The 20,674-nt window shown below is 59.8% G+C and carries 18 protein-coding genes; 9 read left to right on the top strand and 9 right to left on the bottom strand.

Annotated features, from left to right (window positions below; genetic code table 11):
* The first annotated feature begins 171 nt into the window (after positions 1–171).
* The 7 genes from NANH_RS0105725 (at position 172) to NANH_RS0105695 (ending at position 9,082) form a co-directional block, all read left to right on the top strand.
* Positions 172–1,173, top strand: coding sequence for a DctP family TRAP transporter solute-binding subunit (locus NANH_RS0105725; protein ID WP_027261157.1), 1,002 nt, complete (start codon positions 172–174; stop codon positions 1,171–1,173).
* A gap of 79 nt (positions 1,174–1,252) precedes the next feature.
* Positions 1,253–1,933, top strand: a complete 681-nt coding sequence (locus tag NANH_RS0105720; protein WP_027261156.1) for a TRAP transporter small permease — start codon at positions 1,253–1,255, stop codon at positions 1,931–1,933.
* 4 nt (positions 1,934–1,937) lie between these two features.
* Positions 1,938–3,314, top strand: coding sequence for a TRAP transporter large permease (locus NANH_RS0105715; RefSeq protein WP_027261155.1), 1,377 nt, complete (start codon positions 1,938–1,940; stop codon positions 3,312–3,314).
* Between the two features lie 317 nt (positions 3,315–3,631).
* Positions 3,632–4,603: a TAXI family TRAP transporter solute-binding subunit gene (locus tag NANH_RS0105710; RefSeq protein WP_027261154.1), complete on the top strand. Its 972-nt coding sequence runs from the start codon at positions 3,632–3,634 to the stop codon at positions 4,601–4,603.
* 106 nt (positions 4,604–4,709) lie between these two features.
* Positions 4,710–7,319, top strand: coding sequence for a TRAP transporter permease (locus tag NANH_RS0105705; protein ID WP_027261153.1), 2,610 nt, complete (start codon positions 4,710–4,712; stop codon positions 7,317–7,319).
* Complete coding sequence (locus NANH_RS0105700) at positions 7,316–7,747, top strand: universal stress protein (protein WP_027261152.1); 432 nt, start codon at positions 7,316–7,318, stop codon at positions 7,745–7,747. The genes NANH_RS0105705 and NANH_RS0105700 overlap by 4 nt, the downstream gene beginning before the upstream one ends.
* Before the next feature lie 45 nt (positions 7,748–7,792).
* Entirely contained in the window at positions 7,793–9,082 is a 1,290-nt protein-coding gene (locus tag NANH_RS0105695; RefSeq protein ID WP_027261151.1) for a tetratricopeptide repeat protein, read from the top strand.
* A gap of 140 nt (positions 9,083–9,222) precedes the next feature.
* On the opposite strand, the gene NANH_RS0105690 is transcribed toward NANH_RS0105695, so the two are convergent.
* The 3 genes from NANH_RS0105690 to NANH_RS0105680 are packed head-to-tail and all read right to left on the bottom strand — an operon-like array spanning position 9,223 to position 13,359.
* Positions 9,223–10,248 carry a lipocalin-like domain-containing protein gene (locus NANH_RS0105690; RefSeq protein ID WP_051372255.1) on the bottom strand — a complete coding sequence of 342 codons (1,026 nt, stop codon included), beginning with the start codon at positions 10,246–10,248 and terminating at the stop codon, positions 9,223–9,225.
* 19 nt (positions 10,249–10,267) lie between these two features.
* Positions 10,268–12,676: an ABC transporter permease gene (locus NANH_RS0105685; protein ID WP_027261149.1), complete on the bottom strand. Its 2,409-nt coding sequence runs from the start codon at positions 12,674–12,676 to the stop codon at positions 10,268–10,270.
* Positions 12,673–13,359 (bottom strand): ABC transporter ATP-binding protein, encoded by a 687-nt coding sequence (locus tag NANH_RS0105680; protein ID WP_407694748.1) that lies wholly within the window; start codon positions 13,357–13,359, stop codon positions 12,673–12,675. The genes NANH_RS0105685 and NANH_RS0105680 overlap by 4 nt, the downstream gene beginning before the upstream one ends.
* Before the next feature lie 144 nt (positions 13,360–13,503).
* Between NANH_RS0105680 and NANH_RS25605 the strand changes: the two genes are divergently transcribed.
* Positions 13,504–13,977 carry a potassium channel family protein gene (locus NANH_RS25605; protein ID WP_051372608.1) on the top strand — a complete coding sequence of 158 codons (474 nt, stop codon included), beginning with the start codon at positions 13,504–13,506 and terminating at the stop codon, positions 13,975–13,977.
* Here the strand turns inward: NANH_RS25605 and cls are convergent.
* From cls to NANH_RS25595, 5 genes are all read right to left on the bottom strand, one after another.
* Positions 13,935–15,347 (bottom strand): cardiolipin synthase, encoded by a 1,413-nt coding sequence (cls, locus tag NANH_RS0105670; protein ID WP_027261147.1) that lies wholly within the window; start codon positions 15,345–15,347, stop codon positions 13,935–13,937. The genes NANH_RS25605 and cls overlap by 43 nt on opposite strands.
* A 166-nt stretch (positions 15,348–15,513) precedes the next feature.
* The gene (locus NANH_RS25600; RefSeq protein WP_036050509.1) at positions 15,514–16,665 is read right to left on the bottom strand and encodes an acetoin utilization protein AcuC; all 1,152 of its coding nucleotides are present in this window, start codon (positions 16,663–16,665) and stop codon (positions 15,514–15,516) included.
* On the bottom strand, positions 16,665–17,147 hold the full coding sequence (locus NANH_RS0105660) for a phage holin family protein (RefSeq protein ID WP_139236530.1): 483 nt from the start codon (positions 17,145–17,147) through the stop codon (positions 16,665–16,667). The genes NANH_RS25600 and NANH_RS0105660 overlap by 1 nt, the downstream gene beginning before the upstream one ends.
* A complete protein-coding gene (locus tag NANH_RS0105655; RefSeq protein ID WP_027261145.1) occupies positions 17,144–17,416 on the bottom strand; it encodes a hypothetical protein in 273 nt (90 codons plus the stop codon). Before NANH_RS0105655 ends, NANH_RS0105660 begins: the two co-directional genes overlap by 4 nt.
* On the bottom strand, positions 17,416–18,543 hold the full coding sequence (locus NANH_RS25595) for an AI-2E family transporter (protein ID WP_051372254.1): 1,128 nt from the start codon (positions 18,541–18,543) through the stop codon (positions 17,416–17,418). Before NANH_RS25595 ends, NANH_RS0105655 begins: the two co-directional genes overlap by 1 nt.
* Before the next feature lie 283 nt (positions 18,544–18,826).
* Between NANH_RS25595 and NANH_RS0105645 the strand changes: the two genes are divergently transcribed.
* On the top strand, positions 18,827–19,624 hold the full coding sequence (locus NANH_RS0105645) for a YihY/virulence factor BrkB family protein (RefSeq protein WP_051372607.1): 798 nt from the start codon (positions 18,827–18,829) through the stop codon (positions 19,622–19,624).
* Between the two features lie 282 nt (positions 19,625–19,906).
* On the opposite strand, the gene NANH_RS0105640 is transcribed toward NANH_RS0105645, so the two are convergent.
* Positions 19,907–20,623: an RlmE family RNA methyltransferase gene (locus tag NANH_RS0105640; RefSeq protein WP_027261143.1), complete on the bottom strand. Its 717-nt coding sequence runs from the start codon at positions 20,621–20,623 to the stop codon at positions 19,907–19,909.
* Positions 20,624–20,674: the final 51 nt, after the last annotated feature.

The following is a 20,674-nucleotide window of genomic DNA, read 5'->3' as shown; positions in this document are numbered from 1 at the left end:
AATGTTTGATAGCGTATTGTTTATAAATGATATCGATGACGGATTTTCACTGTCCTGTAGAAACAGTTGAGCGTAACCCTTGCATTCGGTTCACTGCGCACAGGGGGCCGAATCTGGTTCCATAGGGGCAATAGCCCCACGGATTGACTGACATTTCGGGAGGAGTAACCGATGAAGAAGATGTTCACCGCCGCCACGGCGGCCGCTCTTGTCATGACTGCAACATCAGGCTTTGCCGCTTGCGACGATGGCGAGATCGTTGTGAAGTTTGCCCATGTGACCAACACCGACAAGCACCCAAAGGGCATTGCCGCCTCGCTGCTCGAGCAACGGGTGAACGATGAGATGAACGGTGTGATGTGCATGGAGGTGTTCCCGAACTCGACGCTGTACAACGATGATCAGGTGCTCGAGGCGATGCTACAGGGCGATGTTCAGATGGCGGCGCCGTCGCTGTCAAAGTTTGAGCAATTCACCAAGGTGTTCCGCATCTTCGATTTGCCCTTCATGTTCTCAGACATCGAAGCCGTTGATGCCTTCCAGAGCTCGGACACCGGGCAGGCGATGAAAGAATCCATGACTCGCCGCGGGCTGTTGGGGCTTGGATTCTGGCACAATGGCATGAAGCAGATGTCGGCAAACAAGCCGCTTCTGGTGCCCGAGGATGCCAATGGTCTCAAATTCCGGGTTCAAAACTCGGACGTTCTGAAGGCGCAGATGTCGGCCATGGGGGCCAGCCCGCAACCCATGGCCTTTTCCGAGGTTTACGGCGCGCTGCAAACCGGCGTTGTGGATGGGCAGGAAAACACCTGGTCCAATATCTATGGCCAGAAGTTCTTTGAGGTGCAGGACGGCACCACAGAAACCAACCACGGCGTTCTGGACTATATGCTGGTGACCTCGACCGACTGGTGGGACAGTCTGCCAGACGAGGTGCGGACCCAGCTGAACACGATTGTTCAGGAAGTGACCGAGACCCGCAACGCCGCAGTGGGCGAAGTAGACGCCGCTGCCCGGCAAGCGATTCTGGATGCCGGCGGAGTGATCCGCGAGTTGACCCCGCAACAGCGCGCCGCCTGGTTAGAGGCGATGAAGCCGGTCTGGACCCAGTTCGAGGGCGACGTAGGCGCCGACAACATCGCGGCGGCCCAGTCGTTCAACGCGACAAACTAAGCGCGTCCTGCGCGTATCGGTTCGGCCCGTTCAGGGCCGAACCTGACATTTCCGAACATGGAACGGAGGACACGGCACCATGTCGTCCAAATACGAAGCACACACCATGCTGGGCCGGGTGGTGAACGAATTCGAAGAATCCGCCATCGCCCTGATCCTGGGCCTGATGACCATCATCACCTTTATCAATGTGATCTTACGCTACGGTTTTAATACCGGGCTGATATGGGGCCTCGAGGCGACCTCTTTCCTGTTCGCATGGCTCGTCCTTTTCGGTGTCAGCTATGCGGTGAAAGTGACTGCACATCTTGGCGTAGACGCGGTTGTCAACCTGCTGTCGCCTTCGACGCGCAAGGTGCTTGCCCTGTTCGCAGCCATCGTCTGCGTGCTGTACGCGGGTCTGGTCATGAAAGGGGCCTGGGACTACTGGGCTCCGTTTGCCGGGCTGGACTCCACCAGCGGGCGGTGGTTCCCGACCGGCTTTGCCAACTCGCGCGATCAGGCCTGGTATGAAGTTGTGGACATCCCGTTTCCGGAATGGCTGCGTTGGATCGAGCCGATCATGAACGAGGGCGAACACTATGAGAAACTGCCGCGTTTCATCCCCTATGCGATCCTGCCCATCGGCATTGCGCTGCTGCTGTTTCGCCTCATCCAGGCCACCCTGCGCATCGCGCGCGGCGATGCGAACGGGTTGATCGTTAGCCACGAAGCCGAAGACGCCGTGGCCGAAGTCAGCCACATGAACAAAGGGGATTGAACCCATGGAAGTTGCTGTTCTTTTCCTGATGGTTATCGGGTTGATGCTGATCGGAGTGCCGATCGCGATCAGTCTTGGCATGTCGTCGATCGTGTTTCTGCTGGTCCTCAGCGATACGTCGCTGGCCTCGATTGCCCAAACGCTGTTTCAAGCGATGGCGGGGCATTACACTTTGCTGGCCATTCCGTTCTTTGTGCTCGCGTCCAGTTTCATGTCCACCGGCGGTGTGGCCAAACGGATCATCCGGTTTGCCATCGCCATCGTCGGCCATTTCCCGGGCGGTCTCGCGATTGCGGGTGTGTTCGCCTGTATGTTGTTCGCGGCGCTTTCGGGGTCTTCTCCGGCGACGGTTGTGGCCATCGGGTCGATTGTCATCGCCGGGATGCGCCAGGTCGGGTATTCCAAGGACTTTGCTGCCGGCGTGATTGCCAATGCGGGAACCCTGGGGATCCTGATTCCTCCGAGCATTGTGATGGTCGTCTATGCAAGCGCCACGGATGTCTCGGTGGGCCGGATGTTCCTGGCCGGGGTTATCCCGGGGCTGATGGCTGGCAGCATGCTGATGCTGACGATCTATGGCATTGCCAAGGCCAAGAACCTGCCCAAAGGCGATTGGCTGGGCTGGGGCGAAGTGTTCGCGTCTGGCCGCGACGCGGGATGGGGGCTGTTTCTGATCGTGATCATTCTGGGCGGCATCTATGGTGGCATCTTTACACCGACCGAGGCCGCAGCGGTGGCGGCGGTCTATGCCTTTCTGATTTCCAGCTTCGTGTATCGTGACATGGGTCCACTCTCCAGCCCGGACGGCGAACGCAACCTGACCTTGCTGGACAAACCGGTCGCGCTGATCACGGCCTTCTTTCACCGGGACACCCGCGACACACTGTTCGAAGCTGGCAAGCTGACGGTCACGCTGATGTTCATCATCGCCAACGCGCTGATCCTCAAGCATGTGCTGACAGATGAACAGATCCCGCAGCAAATCGCCGGGTCCATGCTGGCTGCCGGGTTTGGTGCCGTGGTGTTCCTGGTGATTGTCAATGTGATCTTGCTGATCGGCGGACAGTTCATGGAGCCGTCGGGTCTGATCGTGATTGTCGCACCGCTGGTGTTCCCGATTGCCATCGAGCTGGGGATCGATCCGATCCATCTGGGCATCATCATGGTGGTCAACATGGAAATCGGGATGATCACGCCGCCGGTGGGGTTGAACCTGTTCGTCACCTCGGGGGTCGCCGGAATGCCGATGATGCGTGTGGTGCGGGCCTCTCTACCGTTCCTGGCAGTGTTGTTCGTGTTTCTGATCATTGTGACCTATGTGCCGATCATCAGTACCTTCCTGCCCAACACCTTCATGGGGCCGGAAATCATAGTCAAATAGCGTGCCAGCGCGCTGATCGGATCAGCTGTAAACACCTGCGCCGCCTCTGTAACAGGGGCGGCGTTTTGCTGTGCCGGATATGCGATACGGCAACGTACAGTGTCATGCGCAGCAAGTGCCGGATGGGTTAGCGGGCTTGACAACTCAGCCAACGAGTGGAACCCTGCGAGACTTCGAGGGGGCTCTTTGATACGTGTAAATCTCTGATAGAAAGGGGAAAACCGGCGATGATCGCATGGCTGGGCGTGTGAACTCCTTTGCGTCCTGACCAGGGCGCACAAATGTCGTTAAAAAGAACTATCTACGGGAGACATCTAATGAAACATCAAACCAAGCTGACCCTGGGCGCGATTGCTGCGGCGGCGTTCATGGCTCCGGCGGCATATGCCGAGGAGTTCATCACCATCGGTACCGGTGGTGTCACCGGGGTATATTACCCCACTGGCGGCGCAATTTGCCGGCTGGTGAACAAGGGGCGCAAGGACCACGGTGTGCGGTGCTCGGTCGAATCCACCGGCGGCTCTGTCTATAATATCAAGACGATTCGCGCGGGTGAGCTGGAGTTTGGGGTTGCACAGTCCGACTGGCAGTATCATGCGTTCAAAGGTACATCCGACAATTTTGAAGCCGATGGCCCGTTCGAGGGTCTGCGCGCCGTGTTCTCGATCCATCCCGAGCCGTTTACCGTTGTGGCGCGCAGCGACAGCGGCATCAAGACGTTTGACGATCTTAAGGGCAAGCGCGTGAACCTGGGCAATCCGGGATCGGGTGCGCGCGGCACTTTTGAGATCGTGATGGAAAAGAAGGGCTGGACCAAAGACGATTTTGCGCTGGCTGCGGAATTGAAACCGGCAGAACAATCCGCTGCGCTGTGTGACAATCAGGTGGATGCGATCGTGTTCACGGTTGGTCACCCCTCCGGTACGATCCAAGAGGCAACCACTGCCTGTGACAGCGTCGTGGTGAATGTGGATGGCCCCCAAATTCAGGAGCTGATCGAAGAAAACCCCTATTACCGTAAAGCGACGATTCCCGGCGGCATGTACCGCGGCAGCGACGAAGACGTGGCCACATTTGGTGTCGGCGCGACCTTGGTGAGCTCTGATGCCGTCTCGGAAGAGGCGGTGTATACCGTGGTTGCGGCAGTGTTTGACAACTTTGAAGCGTTCCAGAAACTGCATCCGGCTTTTGCCAACCTCAAACCTGAGGAAATGGCCAAGGACGGCCTGTCGGCTCCGCTGCATGCCGGCGCAGCTAAGTATTACAAGGAAAAGGGCTGGATCGAATAAACACGACCATAGCCAAGCATCGGGGCGCGCGGGCGCCCCGATGACGCCCATAAACGGGCAAACGACATAAAAGCGCGACAAACGCGGTTGGACAGGGAGACGACCAATGGCTACAGAGAAACAGGGCAATCGAGCCTTATCTGAAGAAGAGCTACAGGACCTCGTGTCCTCTTCGGATTCCGGCGCGCGTAACCCGGTCGGAAATGTGGGTCTGTTCCTGGCCATTGTTGCGGTGATCTGGTCGCTGTTTCAGGTCATCCTTGCCTCGCCGGTGTCCAACTTGCTTTTGCCGGGCAGCGTGGTGAATAACTCACGTCAGATCCACCTTGCCTTTGCCATGTTCCTGGCCTTTGCGGCCTATCCCGCACTTAAATCCAGCCCCCGAGACTATATTCCCATCCAGGACTGGATCATGAGCCTCGCGGGGGTGTTTCTGGCGCTCTACGGGTATATCTTTTACGAAAAGATTGTGAATTCCGGTGGTCTGGCGGACAATACCGACAAGTGGTTTGCCCTGGCCGGATTGATACTTTTGTTTGAGGCCGCGCGCCGCGCTCTCGGACCTGCCATGGCAATCATTGCCATCGTCTTCATGCTTTATGTGTTTTTCGGTGCCTCGCCCTGGGTGCCTGAAGTGATCCGCTGGAAAGGGGCCAGTCTGCAAAAAGCGATGAGCCACATGTGGATCACGTCCGAAGGCGTCTTTGGCATCGCATTGGGGGTCTCGACCAAATTTGTATTCCTGTTCGTTCTGTTCGGCGCGCTGTTGGACAAGGCAGGAGCAGGGAACTATTTCATCAAGATGGCGTTTGGCGCCCTGGGGCATCTCAAGGGCGGTCCGGCCAAGGCGGCGGTTGTCGGCTCGGCCGCAACGGGACTGATTTCGGGGTCCTCCATCGCCAACGTGGTTACCACGGGCACATTCACCATCCCGCTGATGAAACGCGTGGGCTTTTCGTCCGAACAGGCCGGTTCGGTCGAGGTTGCCAGTTCGGTGAACGGTCAGATCATGCCGCCGGTGATGGGGGCTGCGGCCTTTCTGATGGTGGAATATGTCGGCATCTCTTATGTCGAGGTCATCACTCACGCCTTTCTGCCGGCAACGATCTCCTATATCGCGCTGGTCTATATCGTTCACCTCGAAGCCGTGAAGCGCAACATGCCGATCTTGGGCAACCGGGTGGTGTCGATGGGCAAAACGATCGGTGGTATGGCCGCATTTTTTGCCGGTTTCGCCCTGTTGTGTTACGGCGTGCAGTATCCTGTCAAAGCGGTCGTGGCGATGATGCCCGGGGCATCTGGCCTGGTGCTGTCTGCGCTGGTGGTTTTGGCCTATGTTGTCCTTTTGTGGCTGGCCGCAGGCGTGGATGATCTGGTGCCGGACGATCCGAATGCCGAAGAGGTCGAATTGCCCGTGGTGGGCGAGATCTACAAGGCCGGTCTGTACTATCTGCTGCCGATCATCGTTCTGGTCTATTTCCTGATGATCGAGCAGAAATCGCCCGGCCTGTCGGCATATTGGGCGACCTCGCTTCTGTTTGTCATCCTGCTGACCCAAAAACCGCTCAAGGCGATCTTTCGGGGTCAGACCAATATGTTGGAGACCTTCAAGTCCGGGGTGAGCGATCTGTGGCAGGGGCTGATTGACGGTGCACGCAACATGATTGGTATTGCGCTGGCCACCGCGACGGCGGGCGTCATCGTCGGAACCGTCACCCTGACCGGCGTGGGCCAGGTGATGGCCGACCTGGTCGAGTTCCTGTCCGGCGGTAATCTGATCCTGATGTTGGTCATGGTGGGTCTGCTATCGCTGCTTTTGGGCATGGGGTTGCCGACTACCGCCAACTATATCGTTGTCAGTTCGCTGATGGCTGGCGTGGTCGTTGAATTGGGCGCGCAATCCGGACTGATCGTTCCACTGATCGCCGTGCACCTGTTCGTGTTCTATTTCGGCATCATGGCCGATGTGACGCCACCTGTGGGACTCGCCAGTTTTGCCGCCGCGGCGGTGTCGGGTGGGGATGCGATCAAGACCGGTTTCATCGCCTTCTTTTACAGCCTGCGTACCGTGGCTTTGCCGTTCGTATTCATATTCAACACCGATCTCTTGCTGATCGATGTGACCTGGGTGCAAGGAATACTGGTCTTTATCATGGCGACCATTGCCATCCTGGTGTTCACCGCCGGTACAATGGGCTGGTTCCTGACCAAGAACCGCATTTACGAAAGCGTGGCTCTGATTCTGATTGCATTCGCCCTGTTCCGTCCCGATTTCCTGATGAACCGGATTCAGCCGCCGTACCTGCAGATCGAGCCTGCGGAACTGGTTCAGCGGTTGGATAAGGCCAAGCCAGGCCGCGAGTTGCGCATGGTCGTCAGCGGACCGGATTTTGACAGCGGTCAGATCAAAGAAACCACCTTGGTCCTGACTGTCGGACCCGAGGCGACCGGCCAGGAACGGGTCGAAGCCATGGGGCTGATGCTGCTGGACGAGGAGGGCATCGTGAAACTGGATGAGCCGATGTTCGGTACGCCGGTCTCCGCCGACCTCGAAAGCTTTGATTTTTATGCCGACACACCGGTGCAGATCGCGACGGTCAGCGTTCCTTCAGATCAGATGCCCAAGGAACTGATGTATATCCCCGCGCTGATCCTGCTGGGTCTGGTGGTCATGTTGCAACGTGGACGCGCGTCCCGAGAAGGAGAGCCCGCATGATAAAATCCGTTATGTGCGCTGTCGATGTCAGCAATGGCGACATTGACAGCACAGTGCTGGAACAGGCGGCGCGCATGGCCGAAATGGATGGTGCACAACTGGACGTGATCACGGTTCTGCCCGACTTCGGCAAAAGCCTGGTGGCTGGCTTTTTCGAAGCTGGATTTCACGAAAAGGCCGAAGCCGAAGCGGCCCGCCACCTGCGAGACCTTTGCATCGCCACGCTTGGCGAAGAGCGCAATCAATCGGTTCGCCACATCGTAGCGACCGGAACGGCTTATACGGAAATCCTGCACGCGGCGGAGATTGCAGGAAGCGACCTGATTGTCATCGGGGCCCACAAACTGGATATCAAGGATTACATGATGGGGCCCAATGCGTCGCGTGTGGCCCGGCATGCCCAGTGTTCTGTTTTTGTCGTTCGTTAGGGCAGTGGGCGGTACACGCCATCCCGCGACACAATCGAGATGCCGATGACCCAGACGGACCGGTATGACAACGCACTGAGCACCCAATCAGACGATGCCCGCCAGAGCTATGTCGCCGGGGTCGACGGGGTGCTCGGCGCGACCTACGGGACGGTTCAGGCCTTTGAACGCGCGGTTTTGGTGGACCCGGGGTTTGCGCTCGGACATGTCGGACTGGCGCGGGCGCATATGATGAGCGGTGATATGGCCGCCGCGCGTATCGCGTTGCGCCAGGCGGAAACCCTCCGGGGTGGACTGAGTGAACGCGAACTGGCCCATATCGATCTCTTTGGCCTGCTGCTTTCGGGGCAAGCTTCGCAGTGCCGTGCAGCGGTAAGGGAACACGTCCTGTCTTATCCCCGCGATGCGATGGTGGCACAACTGTGCACAAACGTTTTCGGTCTGATCGGATTTTCCGGCCACGCCGGGCGCGAGGCTGAGTTGCTGGCCTTTACCAACGCCTTGCTACCGCACTATGGGCGGGATTGGTGGATGATGAGCATGCATGCACTATCTCTGTGTGAAACCGGCCAGATCAATGCCGCAACCGAGTTGATGGACCAAGCGCTGGATCTGAATCCTGTCAACGCGAACGGATCACATTTCAAGGCACATGCCCTATACGAGGCCGGGCAGACCCAGACCGGAATGTCCTATCTGGCGGATTGGCTGGTTGGATATGATGCGCGTGCCGTTTTGCATGGCCATCTCAGTTGGCACCTTGCTCTTTGGGCGTTGCAGACCGGCGACACAGAACGGATGTGGCAAATCATCGACGATGCCGTGGCCCCCGGGGCCGCACAAGGTTTACCGATCAACGTGCTGACCGATACCGCTTCGATCCTGTACCGTGCTGAGCTGGCAGGGGTCGATGTGCCCGACGAGCGGTGGCGTCAGATCAGTGCTTATGCCGGTCGGTTCTTTTCCGAGACGGGGCAAAGCTTTGCCGACATCCATGCTGCCCTTGCCCATGCAATGGCCGGAGATGCAGATCGGCTGGCACATGTGATCGCCACGGCCAAAGGGCCAGTGCGCGACCTGGTCGAACCGGTGGCGCGGGGGTGGCATGCGATCGCGGAACAGGACTGGCAGCGGGCCCTGAACGACCTTACCCCGGTGATGGCCAGCCATGAAAGGTTGGGTGGCAGCCGTGCGCAACGAGACCTTTTGGAGTTGGCCTATCTGAACATCCTGTTGAAATTGGGTCACACGGATGAAGCGCGTCGGTTGGTTCGCAGCCGGCGGCCGGTCCTAACGGCTCAGGCACCGGTCGCGGGACTTGACCAGGGAATCTAACGTTCCGGGTTGTTGCCCGGTAGAGCGGGATGCCTCCATGACACGCGATTTAGTGGACGTGACCGGTGCGGAGGGGCAATTGCAATCCGAGTTGGGGCGGGTATCACGGGTGTTCCCGATCTGGTGGCGCCGGACCGCAGTCAGTCGTAGCCGGTCATTTCAAGATAGCCACGGCCGGTATGGCTCCCGCTGATGCTTACGGGGCCTTCCCAATAGGGAAAGGATGTTTCCATCCAGCTTTGGGCATTCAGCGCGTCGACCACGATGTCCAACTGCCGTGCGGGCAGAGCGACGCGCCAACGGGTCGGGATCGTTCGGCCTTGCACCTTTTGGCTGGTCAGGGGAGTGAGCTGCAATGCGCCATCGGGCAGGGATTGGGTGGTGCCATCCGGGGCGATCCAGGTGGCCGAGGTATATCCGGCACCGGAGTCACGCAGGCGAAACCCCATCATGCGCGCACCACTGTCAAAGGACAGCGAGAACCAGTCCCAGCCACTTTGATTCGCAGACAGGGGCTGGCTGGACCATTCCCGATCCAGCCAGCCCTGACCGGTGACCTGCACGTCCCGATCTGGCAGATACAGTGTGCCGGTGACGTCAAACGCAGGTTGAGAATAGTAATGGCTGGCCTGCCCATCGGCCGATTTTACCGAATATCCCCGCTCGCCCTGCAGGACCAGCGGCGTATCCGCATGCAGTTTCAGATCATATCGAAACTCGGTGCCACGTGCCGTCAGGGACAGGCTGTCCATGCCTGTGCCAATGTCGCCGATCATCGCCCAATCGTCGATCCAGGCTGTAAAGGGGGCCGCTATGACCCCGGCCTGACCGATCCCACCGCGCGCCATCCGCTCGGCAATATGGTGCTCCGTCGCGCTGGTGACAGCGGCATGGCCCATCCACAGTTGCGGTGTCTGCCAGCCGGTGCCGTCCTGGGGGCGCAGGGCCGATCGAAACAGGGTCCACTGGACCCCATAGGGTTGCCCATCGGATCCGGTCAGGGTCGCGGTCAGATACCACCATTCAATCCGAAACCGGGGATGCGCGCCATGGTCCCTGGGAAAGCTCAGGACCGTGTTCCGGTCCGGCACGGCAAACCCCTGGGCAGTCGATCCTAGGTCTGCAAAGCCCTGGGCCTGTGCCGCCGATCCGAACAGAAATAGCATGAGAAAAAGTCTGTAAATATCAGCTTTCACTGGAAAATACCTTTAGAAGATCTGACGGCGGCGTAGAGCGCAACCGGTGTGCCGGCAGCGCAGCGGCAACAGCCCCAGCCAGCGACGCCAGCGCAGTCAGAAGCAGCCAATCCCACGGGAAAATGTACATCGGAAGCCGCCAGCCAAAAGCATCGACATTGATGACGGCCAGCAGTATCCAGGCCAGCAACAGACCCAAAGGCACAGCCAGAACGGCGGTCAAAGCCGCCAATGCGGTGCTGCGCAACAGTTCGAGTTGCGCCAGTTTCCTGCGGGTCATGCCAAGCGCCCAAATCGGCGCAACCTGTGGCAGGCGCAGGGTCCACAGGGTCAGCAGGCTGGTCAGAATTGCAAAGCTCGCCACGCCCAGAGTCAACACGTTCAGCGCCGCAGTGACCACAAAGGTCTTTTCGAATACCGCCAGCGAGCGCGCCTTGATCGCCGACTGATCCAGCACGGCGCTGGCGGGCAGATCAAATGTCTGACGCAGATCGTCGGCCAGATCTGCTGCCCGGGCCTGGGGTATGCGGACACCAAACTGACGGTTGGCGACCCCTTTGAAATGGGCCAGAAGAACGGGCAGCGCGACGATGGCCTGACCGTTGGGATTGCCGTAATCGGAATAAACGCCCACCACCTCGGCGCTCAGCTCTGGCGTAAGGGTCATCCGCGCCCCCGGCCATAGATCGGCGCGGCGGGCCAGTTGTTCGTTGATCAATACGCCCGACCCGTCGCCCAAACGTTGCCAGACATCGGGCTGGGCGTCGATCAGTGGCCAGTGATTGCGATATGTCGGGTGATCGGCGATCCCGTAAACCCGCACCGGCTGGCCCAGGATATGGCCCTCGCCATATCGGATGGGCAACACGGCGTCGCTGCGCGGAATCAGCCAGGCTTCAATGTCCTGCGCGATGTCGTCTTTGGGGGCTGTGACATACAGTTCTGCGGCCAGCCGCTGATCCAGCCAGCCGGTAAAAGTCAGCCTGAAGCTCGAAACCATGGTGCCAACCCCGATATTGGTCGCCAGCGCCAGCAGCAATGCCATCAACGCCAGCGACAGGCCGGGCAAAGTGCTGCGCAGATCGGCCCAGAACCATTCGCCGACCACCCCTTTGGCGCGGCGCGCAATTTGCCCCAGAACAAACGCCAGCATGGGCGGCAGAAGCAATGCCGCGCCCAGCATCAACCCGGCCAACAGCGCAAACCCACCAAGCAATCCTTCAAATAGCCACAGGCCCAATCCTCCGAGGCCGATGCATATGGCTCCGGCGGTGGCCATCACCGGCATTTGCGACAACGATGCCCCCAGCCAGCGCTGCTGTCCCGGTGCCGACAGCAGCGGCAACCGGTATAGTGTGCCCAACCCTTGGCCGCCCGCGATCAGAGCACCGACCATGGCCATGCCCAGCCCGCTGACAAACCAGCTTGGGCGCAGGCTGAGTCCGCCCTGAACCGGCGCGCCATAGAGGCCACGCAACGTAGCGCTGACATCGGGCAACAGGCTTGCGGCAACCAGATATCCCATCACCAGTCCCAAGGCCCCGGACACAAGCGCCAATCCCATCAGCTCGATGAGCAGCAGGCGCGATATCGCGGCAAGGGGCACGCCCAATGCGCGCAGCGTCCGGATCGTGCCGCGCCGTTGTTCGAACGCCAGGCCGATGGTTCCGTGCACGATGAACAACCCGACCGCAAACGAGAGGAAGCCGAATGCGGTCAGGTTCATATGGAAACTGTCGGTCAACCGCGAGATGTCGGTTTCCCGTTGCGGAGCCGTCAGGGTCAGGTCGGGCACAATCTCGGACAGGGCGGGCAGATCGCGGGGTTGGTCCGACAGCACCAGCAGGCGGCTGATCTGCCCTGCGCGACCAAGGATCCGCTCCGCCGTTGCGATGTCGGTCAGGACGATACCGATGGGCAGCCCGTCGGTGCGCAAGATGGGGGCAGGGGTCTTGCCTGGCCCGAGTGCATCGACGGTTGCCGGGTGTGCAAACAGCCGTCCCGGAGGAGTCAAAACATCGACTGGTGCCAATTCGGGCTGTTGTTCCTGCATTGTGGATGCCGTCGGATGACTCAGGAAATCCACTCCCATCAGCGTCACCCAACGATTTCCCAGCCGCACACGTCCTTCCAACACCGGGCTGACCTGCCAACCGGCCCGGCGCAGAGTGACATAGCGCTTCAGCGGGATGGCGCCGGTGGCCGATGTCAGTGTCGCCAGGGACCGTGCCCCCAGCTGCTCGGCGGCCAGGGCATAGCTGGACCGGGCCTGATCGTTGATGGCTTGCACCGCCGACCACAAACCGGTTGCCAGCGCCAACCCAAGGAGCAGCGTCACCAATTGACCCGGTTGCCGGCGCCAATACGACAGCAGCGCCATGAACGCGGCACGTTTCATGCAATGCGACCGGCGCGCAAGTGCAGATGGCGGTCCAGCCGGGCGGCGATCTCGGTGGAATGGGTGACCAGGAACAGGGCGGTGCCCGCGGCGCCGACCAATTCCAGCATCAGGTCCAGGACCCTGTCGCTGGCGATTTCGTCCAGGTTGCCTGTCGGCTCGTCCGCCAGCAAAAGGCGTGGGCGCAACGCCAGCGCGCGTCCAATGGCAACCCTTTGCTGTTGGCCACCTGACAGTTGTTCGGGATAGCGGGCAACGAACTCGGATAGACCCAGGCGCTCGGTCAGGCGGGCAATCCAGTCTGGATCGAAACGTTCGCCCAGGCGGGCGTGAAACGACAGGTTCTGCGCGACCGTCAGCGAAGAGATCAGGTTAAACTGTTGAAATACCAACGCAACCGGTCCCCGTCGCAGTGCGGCCCGACCGGTGTCATCCAATCGCGAAAGCGCCTTGCCATCCAGCAGGATCTCACCGCTGTCAAAGCTGTCCAGCGCGCCGGCCAGGTGCAGCAAGGTGCTTTTTCCGCTGCCGCTTTCGCCGGTCAGGGCCAGGGTCTCACCGGCATTTAGCTGCAACGACACCCCATCCAGTACCGGCCGCGTTACACCGGTGCCGGGATATTTTTTGGTGACATCCTGCACTCTGAGCAGCATCTCGCCACCCTGCTGATCCGTGGTCGTCATGATGGGGCAAGATGGCGTTTTTGACGGAGTTGTCCACCGCTACAGCAGGGCAACGCCAAGATGTCGCGCACAGGGCGGCATTGACAACCGATGATCAAGTCCGACGGTATGATCGCAGGCGCCCAATACGCAAGGAATGACACGATGAGCTTGATGCAGCAGATTCTTTGGGGCAGCGGATTTCTGGGGCTGTGTCTGTTGCTGCATGTCGCCAGCCTGGCACTGGGTATGCATGTCCTGACCCTTGCGATGCGTTGGGTTGCGAGGCTGCGACCCGCGGCGCAAACCGCGATCGCGCTGACGCTGGTGCTGTCGACATTGTTGGCGTCGCTGACAGCGCAGACCTGGATCTGGTCCATCTTCTGGATCAGCAATGGAACCTTGCCGGATTGGAACACCGCGGTCTATTTCTCGCTGGTTACCTTTACCGCGCTTGGCTACGGCGATGTCGTTCTGGGGCCCGAGGCGCGGGTGTTTGCCAGTTTCGCAGCTGTGACCGGGCTGCTGGGGTTCGGACTGAGCTCTGCGTTCCTGGTGGCTGTGATGACGCGGCTGCTGACCGAGTTGTATCCGCGTCACAGAAGTGGGGCGAACAAGCGGGCCAAAGGCGCACCGTAACGCACGTAGACTGGCTGCTGCTTCAGGGTTCGGGTCAATTTTCTAGAGCCGTTGAAATCAGCGCGTAGCATGGCGTCGATTTTTGCCGTCGCAGCGGCGTCAAAGAATAGGGCCATTGCCTCAAAGTTCAGTCGGAAGGACCGGTTATCCATATTCGTCGTGCCGACAGCGGCAAGCCCGTCATCGACGATGAATACCTTTTGATGCATGAACCCTTCAGTATACATATAAACTCCGACGCCGGCCTCGAGCATATCGTCAAAATAGGCGAAAGCCGCCAGCCAGGTGATCATATGGTCTGCCTTTTGCGGCACCAGTATGCGCACGTCCACCCCTCTCAGGGCGGCATGGCGCAGGGCCGTTACGATATCGAAATCGGGCACGAAATAGGGCGAGGCGATCCACAGCCGCTTGCGCGCAGCCGCAATGGCGGAAAAGAACATCAGTCCGCCGGTTTCGCTGACATCGCCAGGGCCCGTGGCAACTATCAACCCGGTTGCGTCGTTGGGCGCGAGCGGCGCGTCCCAGTTCAACTGGTCGAACAGGTTCTCATCGCCCATCCAGTGCCAGTCCTCGACAAAAATCAATTGCAACTGCGACACCATGGGGCCGGCAAGCTGCACATGGGTGTCGCGCCAAGGGGAATACGCAGGGTCGCGACCCATGTATTCGTCTCCGACATTGAGCCCGCCGGTAAAACCGGTGACGCCATCCACGATCACGGTCTTGCGGTGGTTGCGGAAATTCAACTGGAAACGGAACCGGGAACCGTTGGCCGAGCGGCGGTCGAAAACACGCACCCCGGCAGCGCGTAATGCGTCGGAATATGCGTCTGGCAAATTCTTGCTGCCGATGGCGTCGGTCATGAAGCGCACCGTGACACCGCGCCTGGACGCGGCGATCAGGTGATTTTTTAGTGCGCGGCCAAGGCCGTCATCCCGCACGATATAGAATTGTATCAGAATATAGCTCTGCGCATTGTCGATGGCTTCAAATATCGCCCGGAACGTGTCGGCACCATCGACCAGTAGCACGACGCCGTTGCCGCGAAACGCGGGGAGATTGGCACAATATTCAAACGGCTTCAGGTCAATACCGGTACTCTCGGGGGCCGGGGCGTTCCGGGTTGCGAAGTCCTCGATTCCGCGGCGGATCAAGGCACTTTCCCGGCGTGCAATCCGATAGCCCTTGTACCTGTTCTGACCCAGGAACAGATACGCTGGCACGGCCAGGAACGGCGCTGACAACAGAAACACCACCCAACCGACCGCACCCTGCGGCGTGCGGGCTGTCTGCGCGGCGCGCACCGCGCAATAGGCAGCGCTGCAATAAATCAGAAGGATGGCAATACCACCCAGAACCGGCCACATTGCGCACTCCTTTATGATCGTTGTCGCCAGGGCACTTCGACTTGCAACTGAATCATCCAACGCTGACTGAAACCAGGAATTTCAACGCGTTAGATGATCGGCAATGTATCAAGTTAAAACTGAAATGCCATAGATGAAGGCATCGGTACATCCCGGATCGGGGGCGCTAGGATGTACCGGCCTTCAGGCGCCCGCACAGCCAATCGATCCGACGGCGCACAATGTCACGAATTTCTCCATGGCGCGCTGGATCCCGCAAGGTGGTGCGCCAGTGCGCAGGAGGCGATTGGCCGGCCTGACGATGCCAGCGTAACCCACTCAATACCGATTGTGCCGCCTCTGGCAGATGGTCGGGGATTACGCGCCCGTCGAGCGTGGCCCAGACCCCAGCCCATAAACGCGCGACGGACCACGGATTGTACCCGCCCCCGCCCAGCACCAACAGGCGGTCCGACAGGGGTCGCAGGGCGGCAACCGTCGCCCAATGGCAGTTGTTGGACAAGGCAAGACGGGACAGAGGATCCTCAAGCACCGCGTCAGCACCACATTGCAACACGATCGCATCGGGCCGGAAATCGGCGACCGCTGGCAGGATGAACCGATCCAGGATCATCTGGTATTCCGTATCGTTCAAGTTGCGTGGCACCGGCAGGTTGAAGGCGACGCCGCCGCCGGTGTCATCCAGTGCGCCGGTAAAGGGCCAGCGCCCCTCTTCATGAACCGAGACCAACCGGACGCCCTCGTGGCCGGACAACGCCATTTCGACCCCGTCGCAGTGATGCGCGTCGATATCGACATAGGCGATCCGGTTCAGCCCCTGTCCACGCAGAGACAGAATGGCCAGTACCGGATCGTTGAAATAGCAGAACCCGTTGGCGCGGTCCGCCATGCCATGATGCGTGCCGCCGCCGGGCACATAGGCGACGCCGCCCTTCGCAATCAGCGATGCCCCGAAAAGAACGCCCCCGACCGAGGTCGCAGGGCGTCGGTACATTTCGGGATAGACGGGGTTTGACAAGGTTCCCAGCCCGAACCGGGCGCGGGTGGTATCGCTAACGGATTGTGCGCGCTCTGCCCGTCGCAGCGCGGCAATGTAACGGGGGGTGTGAAAGGCGGCCAGGGCTTTGGGCTTGGCGCGCGGGCTGGCGCGATACGCCGCCTGAGGCAACCAGCCAAGTGCACGGCACAGGTCGATCACGGTGGGAACGCGTGGGATGGCCAGGGGGTGTTTGCCGCCATAGCTGGATCCGCGATAGATGCGCGCGCCGATGAAAACGGGAGGGCTGGCAGGCCGGCGGACCGCAGTCGCGGCCAAGATCACTTTTTGTCGCCGCCAATCAGGAGCGTCAGCAACGTCCCGAGAATACCCGGCATCAAGCTGCCCAGGGGATCGCGGATGATGCGGCGCAGGTCGGTCCCCAACGCGCGGGCTTCGGCAATCGTGTCCTCGACATCGGTTTCAAGCTCTGCAACCGCCAGATCGCGCAATTCAATCGCGGGTTCCAGTTCTGCATCTGCGTTCATTCGCAAGGCCAGCCACACGATGAGGGCCGCGAGGCCCAGATCTACAAACGCTGTAACCAGTGCCGCGCCCTGTGGCGACATGGTCTGGCGCATTGCAAAAAAGCCGGCGACGTTCAGCATGATTAACCCAAGCGTCGCCACAAGCGCGGCAAAGGTAATCAGGGCACTCTGATTGCGCAGCACCGCCATCCGACGGCGCGCAATCAGGCGTTCAGTGCGCAGCAGGACCGACAGATTGCGACTGACCCGGGTCATTGTTTTTGAGGACTGGATCACGACCTGCCCATCCGACCCAGCATGAACCCGATCCCGAAGGCGGCGATGGCGGTTATCAGGGGCTTGTTCTGCGGCAGATTGCCCAATTCACGCGAAAACTGCTGCCACAGGGTCGAGATGTCCTCGACGGTTAGGCCCTGGCTTTTAAGCATGTCACTAAAAGCCGCAGGCGCTTCAGTCGAGGCGTCCTGGGCTGCCTGTTTGGCTCCATCGGCCAGTTGCTTGCGTAGATCCGCCAATTCCGCTTCGAGCTCCGCCTTGGTCGCCATCACTGATCTCCCTTGTCACCATGCGCTCCAATGCCGTGTCCCTGCATCGGGCCGACCCTGCCATCCTTGGACAACAGGATCGCGATTGGCCGTGTGGCCGGAATCTGAGAAAACACGATTAACAGGCACACGGTCAAGGGTACGCTTAGAAATGCGCCCATGATCCCCCAGATTGCGCTCCAGAATGTCAACGTCAAGATTACCATGAGGGGCGAAATGTTCAGGGATTTCCCGGTCAGCGCCGGATCGACAAAATTGCCGATCAGGAACTGGACCGTGCCACAGCCCAGAACGATGACCAGGAAAGGCGTAATGCTGTCATACTGAACAATTGCCACCAATGACGGCAGGATCACCGCCAGCACAGATCCGATTGACGGAATGAAGTTCAACGCAAAGGTCAGCACCGCCCAGGTTTCGGCAAATTCCAGTCCCAGCAGACGAAAGACTCCGTAGCTGAACAGGGCCGTCACCGCGCTGATGAAGGACTTGATGCCGATATAACGTTGCAGGCTGACTGAGACGGCATGCAGGATCGTGCTGGTTTCCTGTTGCTGTCTCTCGTCCCGAGTGATGATCTGCAGTTTCTGTGCCATTGCTTTGCGCTCGGAAATCATGAAGGCGACGTATAAACAGATCAGCAAGAATGTAGTGAAAAAGGAACTGGCACCACCGAAGGCGCTGACCGCGATGCGGGACATGTCGATCTGGATCAGATTGACGCGGATGAACGAGACAAGGTCCGCGCCGATCAATCCGGCGATCCGCGCCAGCGCGCTGTCCAGTTGATTTTCGTAGCTCGAAAGAGCGCGGGCGAACTGGGTGGCCTGACTGCCCAGCACATAGACCACCGCGAACAGGCCGGAAAATACCAGTAGCGAACCCAACAGATATCCCAGCCAGGGCGGGGGCGTTCTGCCACCTAACGACATCACGGCGACCCGGTCGCGCACGGCCGTGATCAGAACGAAGACGAGCGTGGCCAGGGCCAGCGGAACCAGAAAGCCAGCCCCGGCATACAATCCGCTGATCGTCAGGGTCGCGATCAGCAGCACGTCGCGCCAATAGGCCAGCGACGAGCGGATCTGACGTGACGTGACCGTGCCGGTGTTCTGGCGGCGGCTCACCGCGGTTTCGCCGGATCGATGATCGGGCGGGGGGCTTGTCGCGCGGTGCCGCGCTGTGAATCAGCCATGATGTGTTCCCGACATCCAATGCGGTTGCTAGTTCGGTGTGCCATGTTGCAACGGTCCGGTTTCCCGTGCAACCTAGCGAGGATCACCGACAGGCAAAACAGTTCGAATCCAAGGGCAAACCCATGATCGCGTCTCACATTTGCCGAACGGCCAACCGGTGAGGGGGGCTTTTGCAGAACGGATAGCGCCGGCACCCCGTGCGCTGATCGATGCAATGGTGCGCTTTAACGACAAGGGCGGCTGGGTGATGAGCAGCCATGTCGCCATGTCGATGATGATGGCGCTGTTTCCGTTTGTACTGTTCGTCGTCGCGCTTGCGGCAACCCTGTCTCAGGACATCGACGTGAACAACCTGATCGAACTGGTGTTCGGATCCTGGCCCGACGAGATTGCCCAGCCGATTACCAACGAGGTGCGTAAGGTTCTGTCATCGGATCACTCCAGCCTGTTGACTGTGGGGGGCGTACTGGCGATCTATTTTGCCTCAAACGGCGTGGATGCGGTGCGTCAGGCCATGACCCGCGCCTATCGCGACAACGATCCGAGACCGTATTGGCGCAAGCGGTTGTTGTGCCTGGGGTTTGTGATTGTCGGCGGTGCCCTGATTTTGATTGCGGCCGCCATCGGGGTTGCGGTGCCGCTATACATGCGGTTTGTCGCCGATGCGGTGCCGGTCCAGATTCCAGGCTGGTTGGGCAGCGAGACGATCAATGGCGTCGGGGCATTGGCCATGTTGTCTGCGGGAGTAGCGGCCTGCCACATTTGGTTGCCCGGACACCGCCATAGCCTGGGCCAGATCCTGCCCGGTGTGGTGTTGACAGTTCTGTTGTGGGGATTGGCCGGGACGGGATTTTCCTTTTACCTCGTACGCTTTGCCAGCTATTCGGCCACCTATGCCGGTTTGGCCGGTGTCATGGTGGCGTTGATCTTTCTGTACCTGATGGCGGCCATTCTGATCCTGGGGGCTGAATTCAACGGCGCTTTGATCAAGCGCCGCGCTGCGCAGGCCTGAACGGTCCGCCGCAGGATATCGGCCGATGTTCAGCACCGATTAACCTGCAGCGGGTCTAATGGGGCTTGCAGCAACCATGAGCGAGGGATCGACATGCCCGCCACCCCGGCAGCCAACCACCGGGCACAGTTATTCAACCTGCTGCGGCAACAACAGGGGTCGGTGACCAGCGCGCAGCCGGGTTCTGTTCGGATCGAACCCAATCCGGACCCGCAGACGATGGAATGTTTGCGCAGGATGGCAACCCGGTCATGGGAACTGCCGCCGCCGCCAATTGTGCACTCAGCCGCGAAACCCGGTCGCCACGACAAATTTTTCCGAACTGTCCGAGCGTGAGGCGGGCGGTTTGACATTCGCCACCTTGGTGAACTTCTGCTTCAACAGTTTCTGCAATTCGCCTTCGGCACCGCCCGCTAGAACTTTGGCGACAAAGGTGCCACCGTCTTCCAGCACGTCAAAGGCGAACCAGGCCGCGGCCTCGCACAGCGAGATGATGCGTAAGTGGTCAGTTTGTTTGTGCCCTGACGACGACGCGGCCATGTCCGACATTACCACATCGGCCTTGCCGCCCAGCCATTGCTTGACCTGTTCGTCGGCATCGTCGGCCATGAAATCCAACTGATGGATTTCGGCCCCGGAAATTGGTTCAACCTCCTGCAGGTCAATTCCCAGAATCCGCCCAACCGCTTTGCCCTGTTTTTCGCCCTGGGCATTGATGCGCTTCACGGCCACTTGCAGCCAACCCCCCGGCGCACAGCCCAGATCGACCACCCGCGCACCGGGAACGAGAAAGCGATACCGGTCGTCCAGTTCGAGGATCTTGTAGGCCGCCCGCCCGCGATACCCTTCGGTTTGCGCGCGTTTGACATAGGGATCGTTCAACTGTCGTTGCAGCCAGCGGGTCGAGCTGAGTTTGCGCCCACGTGCGGACTTGACCTTGACCTTCAGGTCGCGTTGACCGCGCCCGGATGTATTTTTGCCGGTCGGTGTTTTTACCATGTCATCTCACCTCTTGCGCAGACCCATCTGTTGCGCTCCGGTATACTTGGG

The sequence above is a fragment of the Sedimentitalea nanhaiensis DSM 24252 genome (genome assembly GCF_000473225.1).
GTDB lineage: Bacteria > Pseudomonadota > Alphaproteobacteria > Rhodobacterales > Rhodobacteraceae > Sedimentitalea > Sedimentitalea nanhaiensis.
The sequence above is the reverse complement of the archived record's forward strand: the minus strand, read 5'-3'. Positions and strand labels throughout refer to the sequence as shown.

Coding starts and splice junctions, on each gene's coding strand:
- NANH_RS0105725 (WP_027261157.1), top strand. CDS start 172: ATGAAGAAGATGTTCACCGCCGCCACGGCGGCCGCTCTTGTCATGACT.
- NANH_RS0105720 (WP_027261156.1), top strand. CDS start 1,253: ATGTCGTCCAAATACGAAGCACACACCATGCTGGGCCGGGTGGTGAAC.
- NANH_RS0105715 (WP_027261155.1), top strand. CDS start 1,938: ATGGAAGTTGCTGTTCTTTTCCTGATGGTTATCGGGTTGATGCTGATC.
- NANH_RS0105710 (WP_027261154.1), top strand. CDS start 3,632: ATGAAACATCAAACCAAGCTGACCCTGGGCGCGATTGCTGCGGCGGCG.
- NANH_RS0105705 (WP_027261153.1), top strand. CDS start 4,710: ATGGCTACAGAGAAACAGGGCAATCGAGCCTTATCTGAAGAAGAGCTA.
- NANH_RS0105700 (WP_027261152.1), top strand. CDS start 7,316: ATGATAAAATCCGTTATGTGCGCTGTCGATGTCAGCAATGGCGACATT.
- NANH_RS0105695 (WP_027261151.1), top strand. CDS start 7,793: ATGACCCAGACGGACCGGTATGACAACGCACTGAGCACCCAATCAGAC.
- NANH_RS0105690 (WP_051372255.1), bottom strand. CDS start 10,248: ATGCTATTTCTGTTCGGATCGGCGGCACAGGCCCAGGGCTTTGCAGAC.
- NANH_RS0105685 (WP_027261149.1), bottom strand. CDS start 12,676: ATGAAACGTGCCGCGTTCATGGCGCTGCTGTCGTATTGGCGCCGGCAA.
- NANH_RS0105680 (WP_407694748.1), bottom strand. CDS start 13,359: ATGACGACCACGGATCAGCAGGGTGGCGAGATGCTGCTCAGAGTGCAG.
- NANH_RS25605 (WP_051372608.1), top strand. CDS start 13,504: ATGAGCTTGATGCAGCAGATTCTTTGGGGCAGCGGATTTCTGGGGCTG.
- cls (WP_027261147.1), bottom strand. CDS start 15,347: ATGTGGCCGGTTCTGGGTGGTATTGCCATCCTTCTGATTTATTGCAGC.
- NANH_RS0105655 (WP_027261145.1), bottom strand. CDS start 17,416: ATGGCGACCAAGGCGGAGCTCGAAGCGGAATTGGCGGATCTACGCAAG.
- NANH_RS0105645 (WP_051372607.1), top strand. CDS start 18,827: ATGGTGCGCTTTAACGACAAGGGCGGCTGGGTGATGAGCAGCCATGTC.
- NANH_RS0105640 (WP_027261143.1), bottom strand. CDS start 20,623: ATGGTAAAAACACCGACCGGCAAAAATACATCCGGGCGCGGTCAACGC.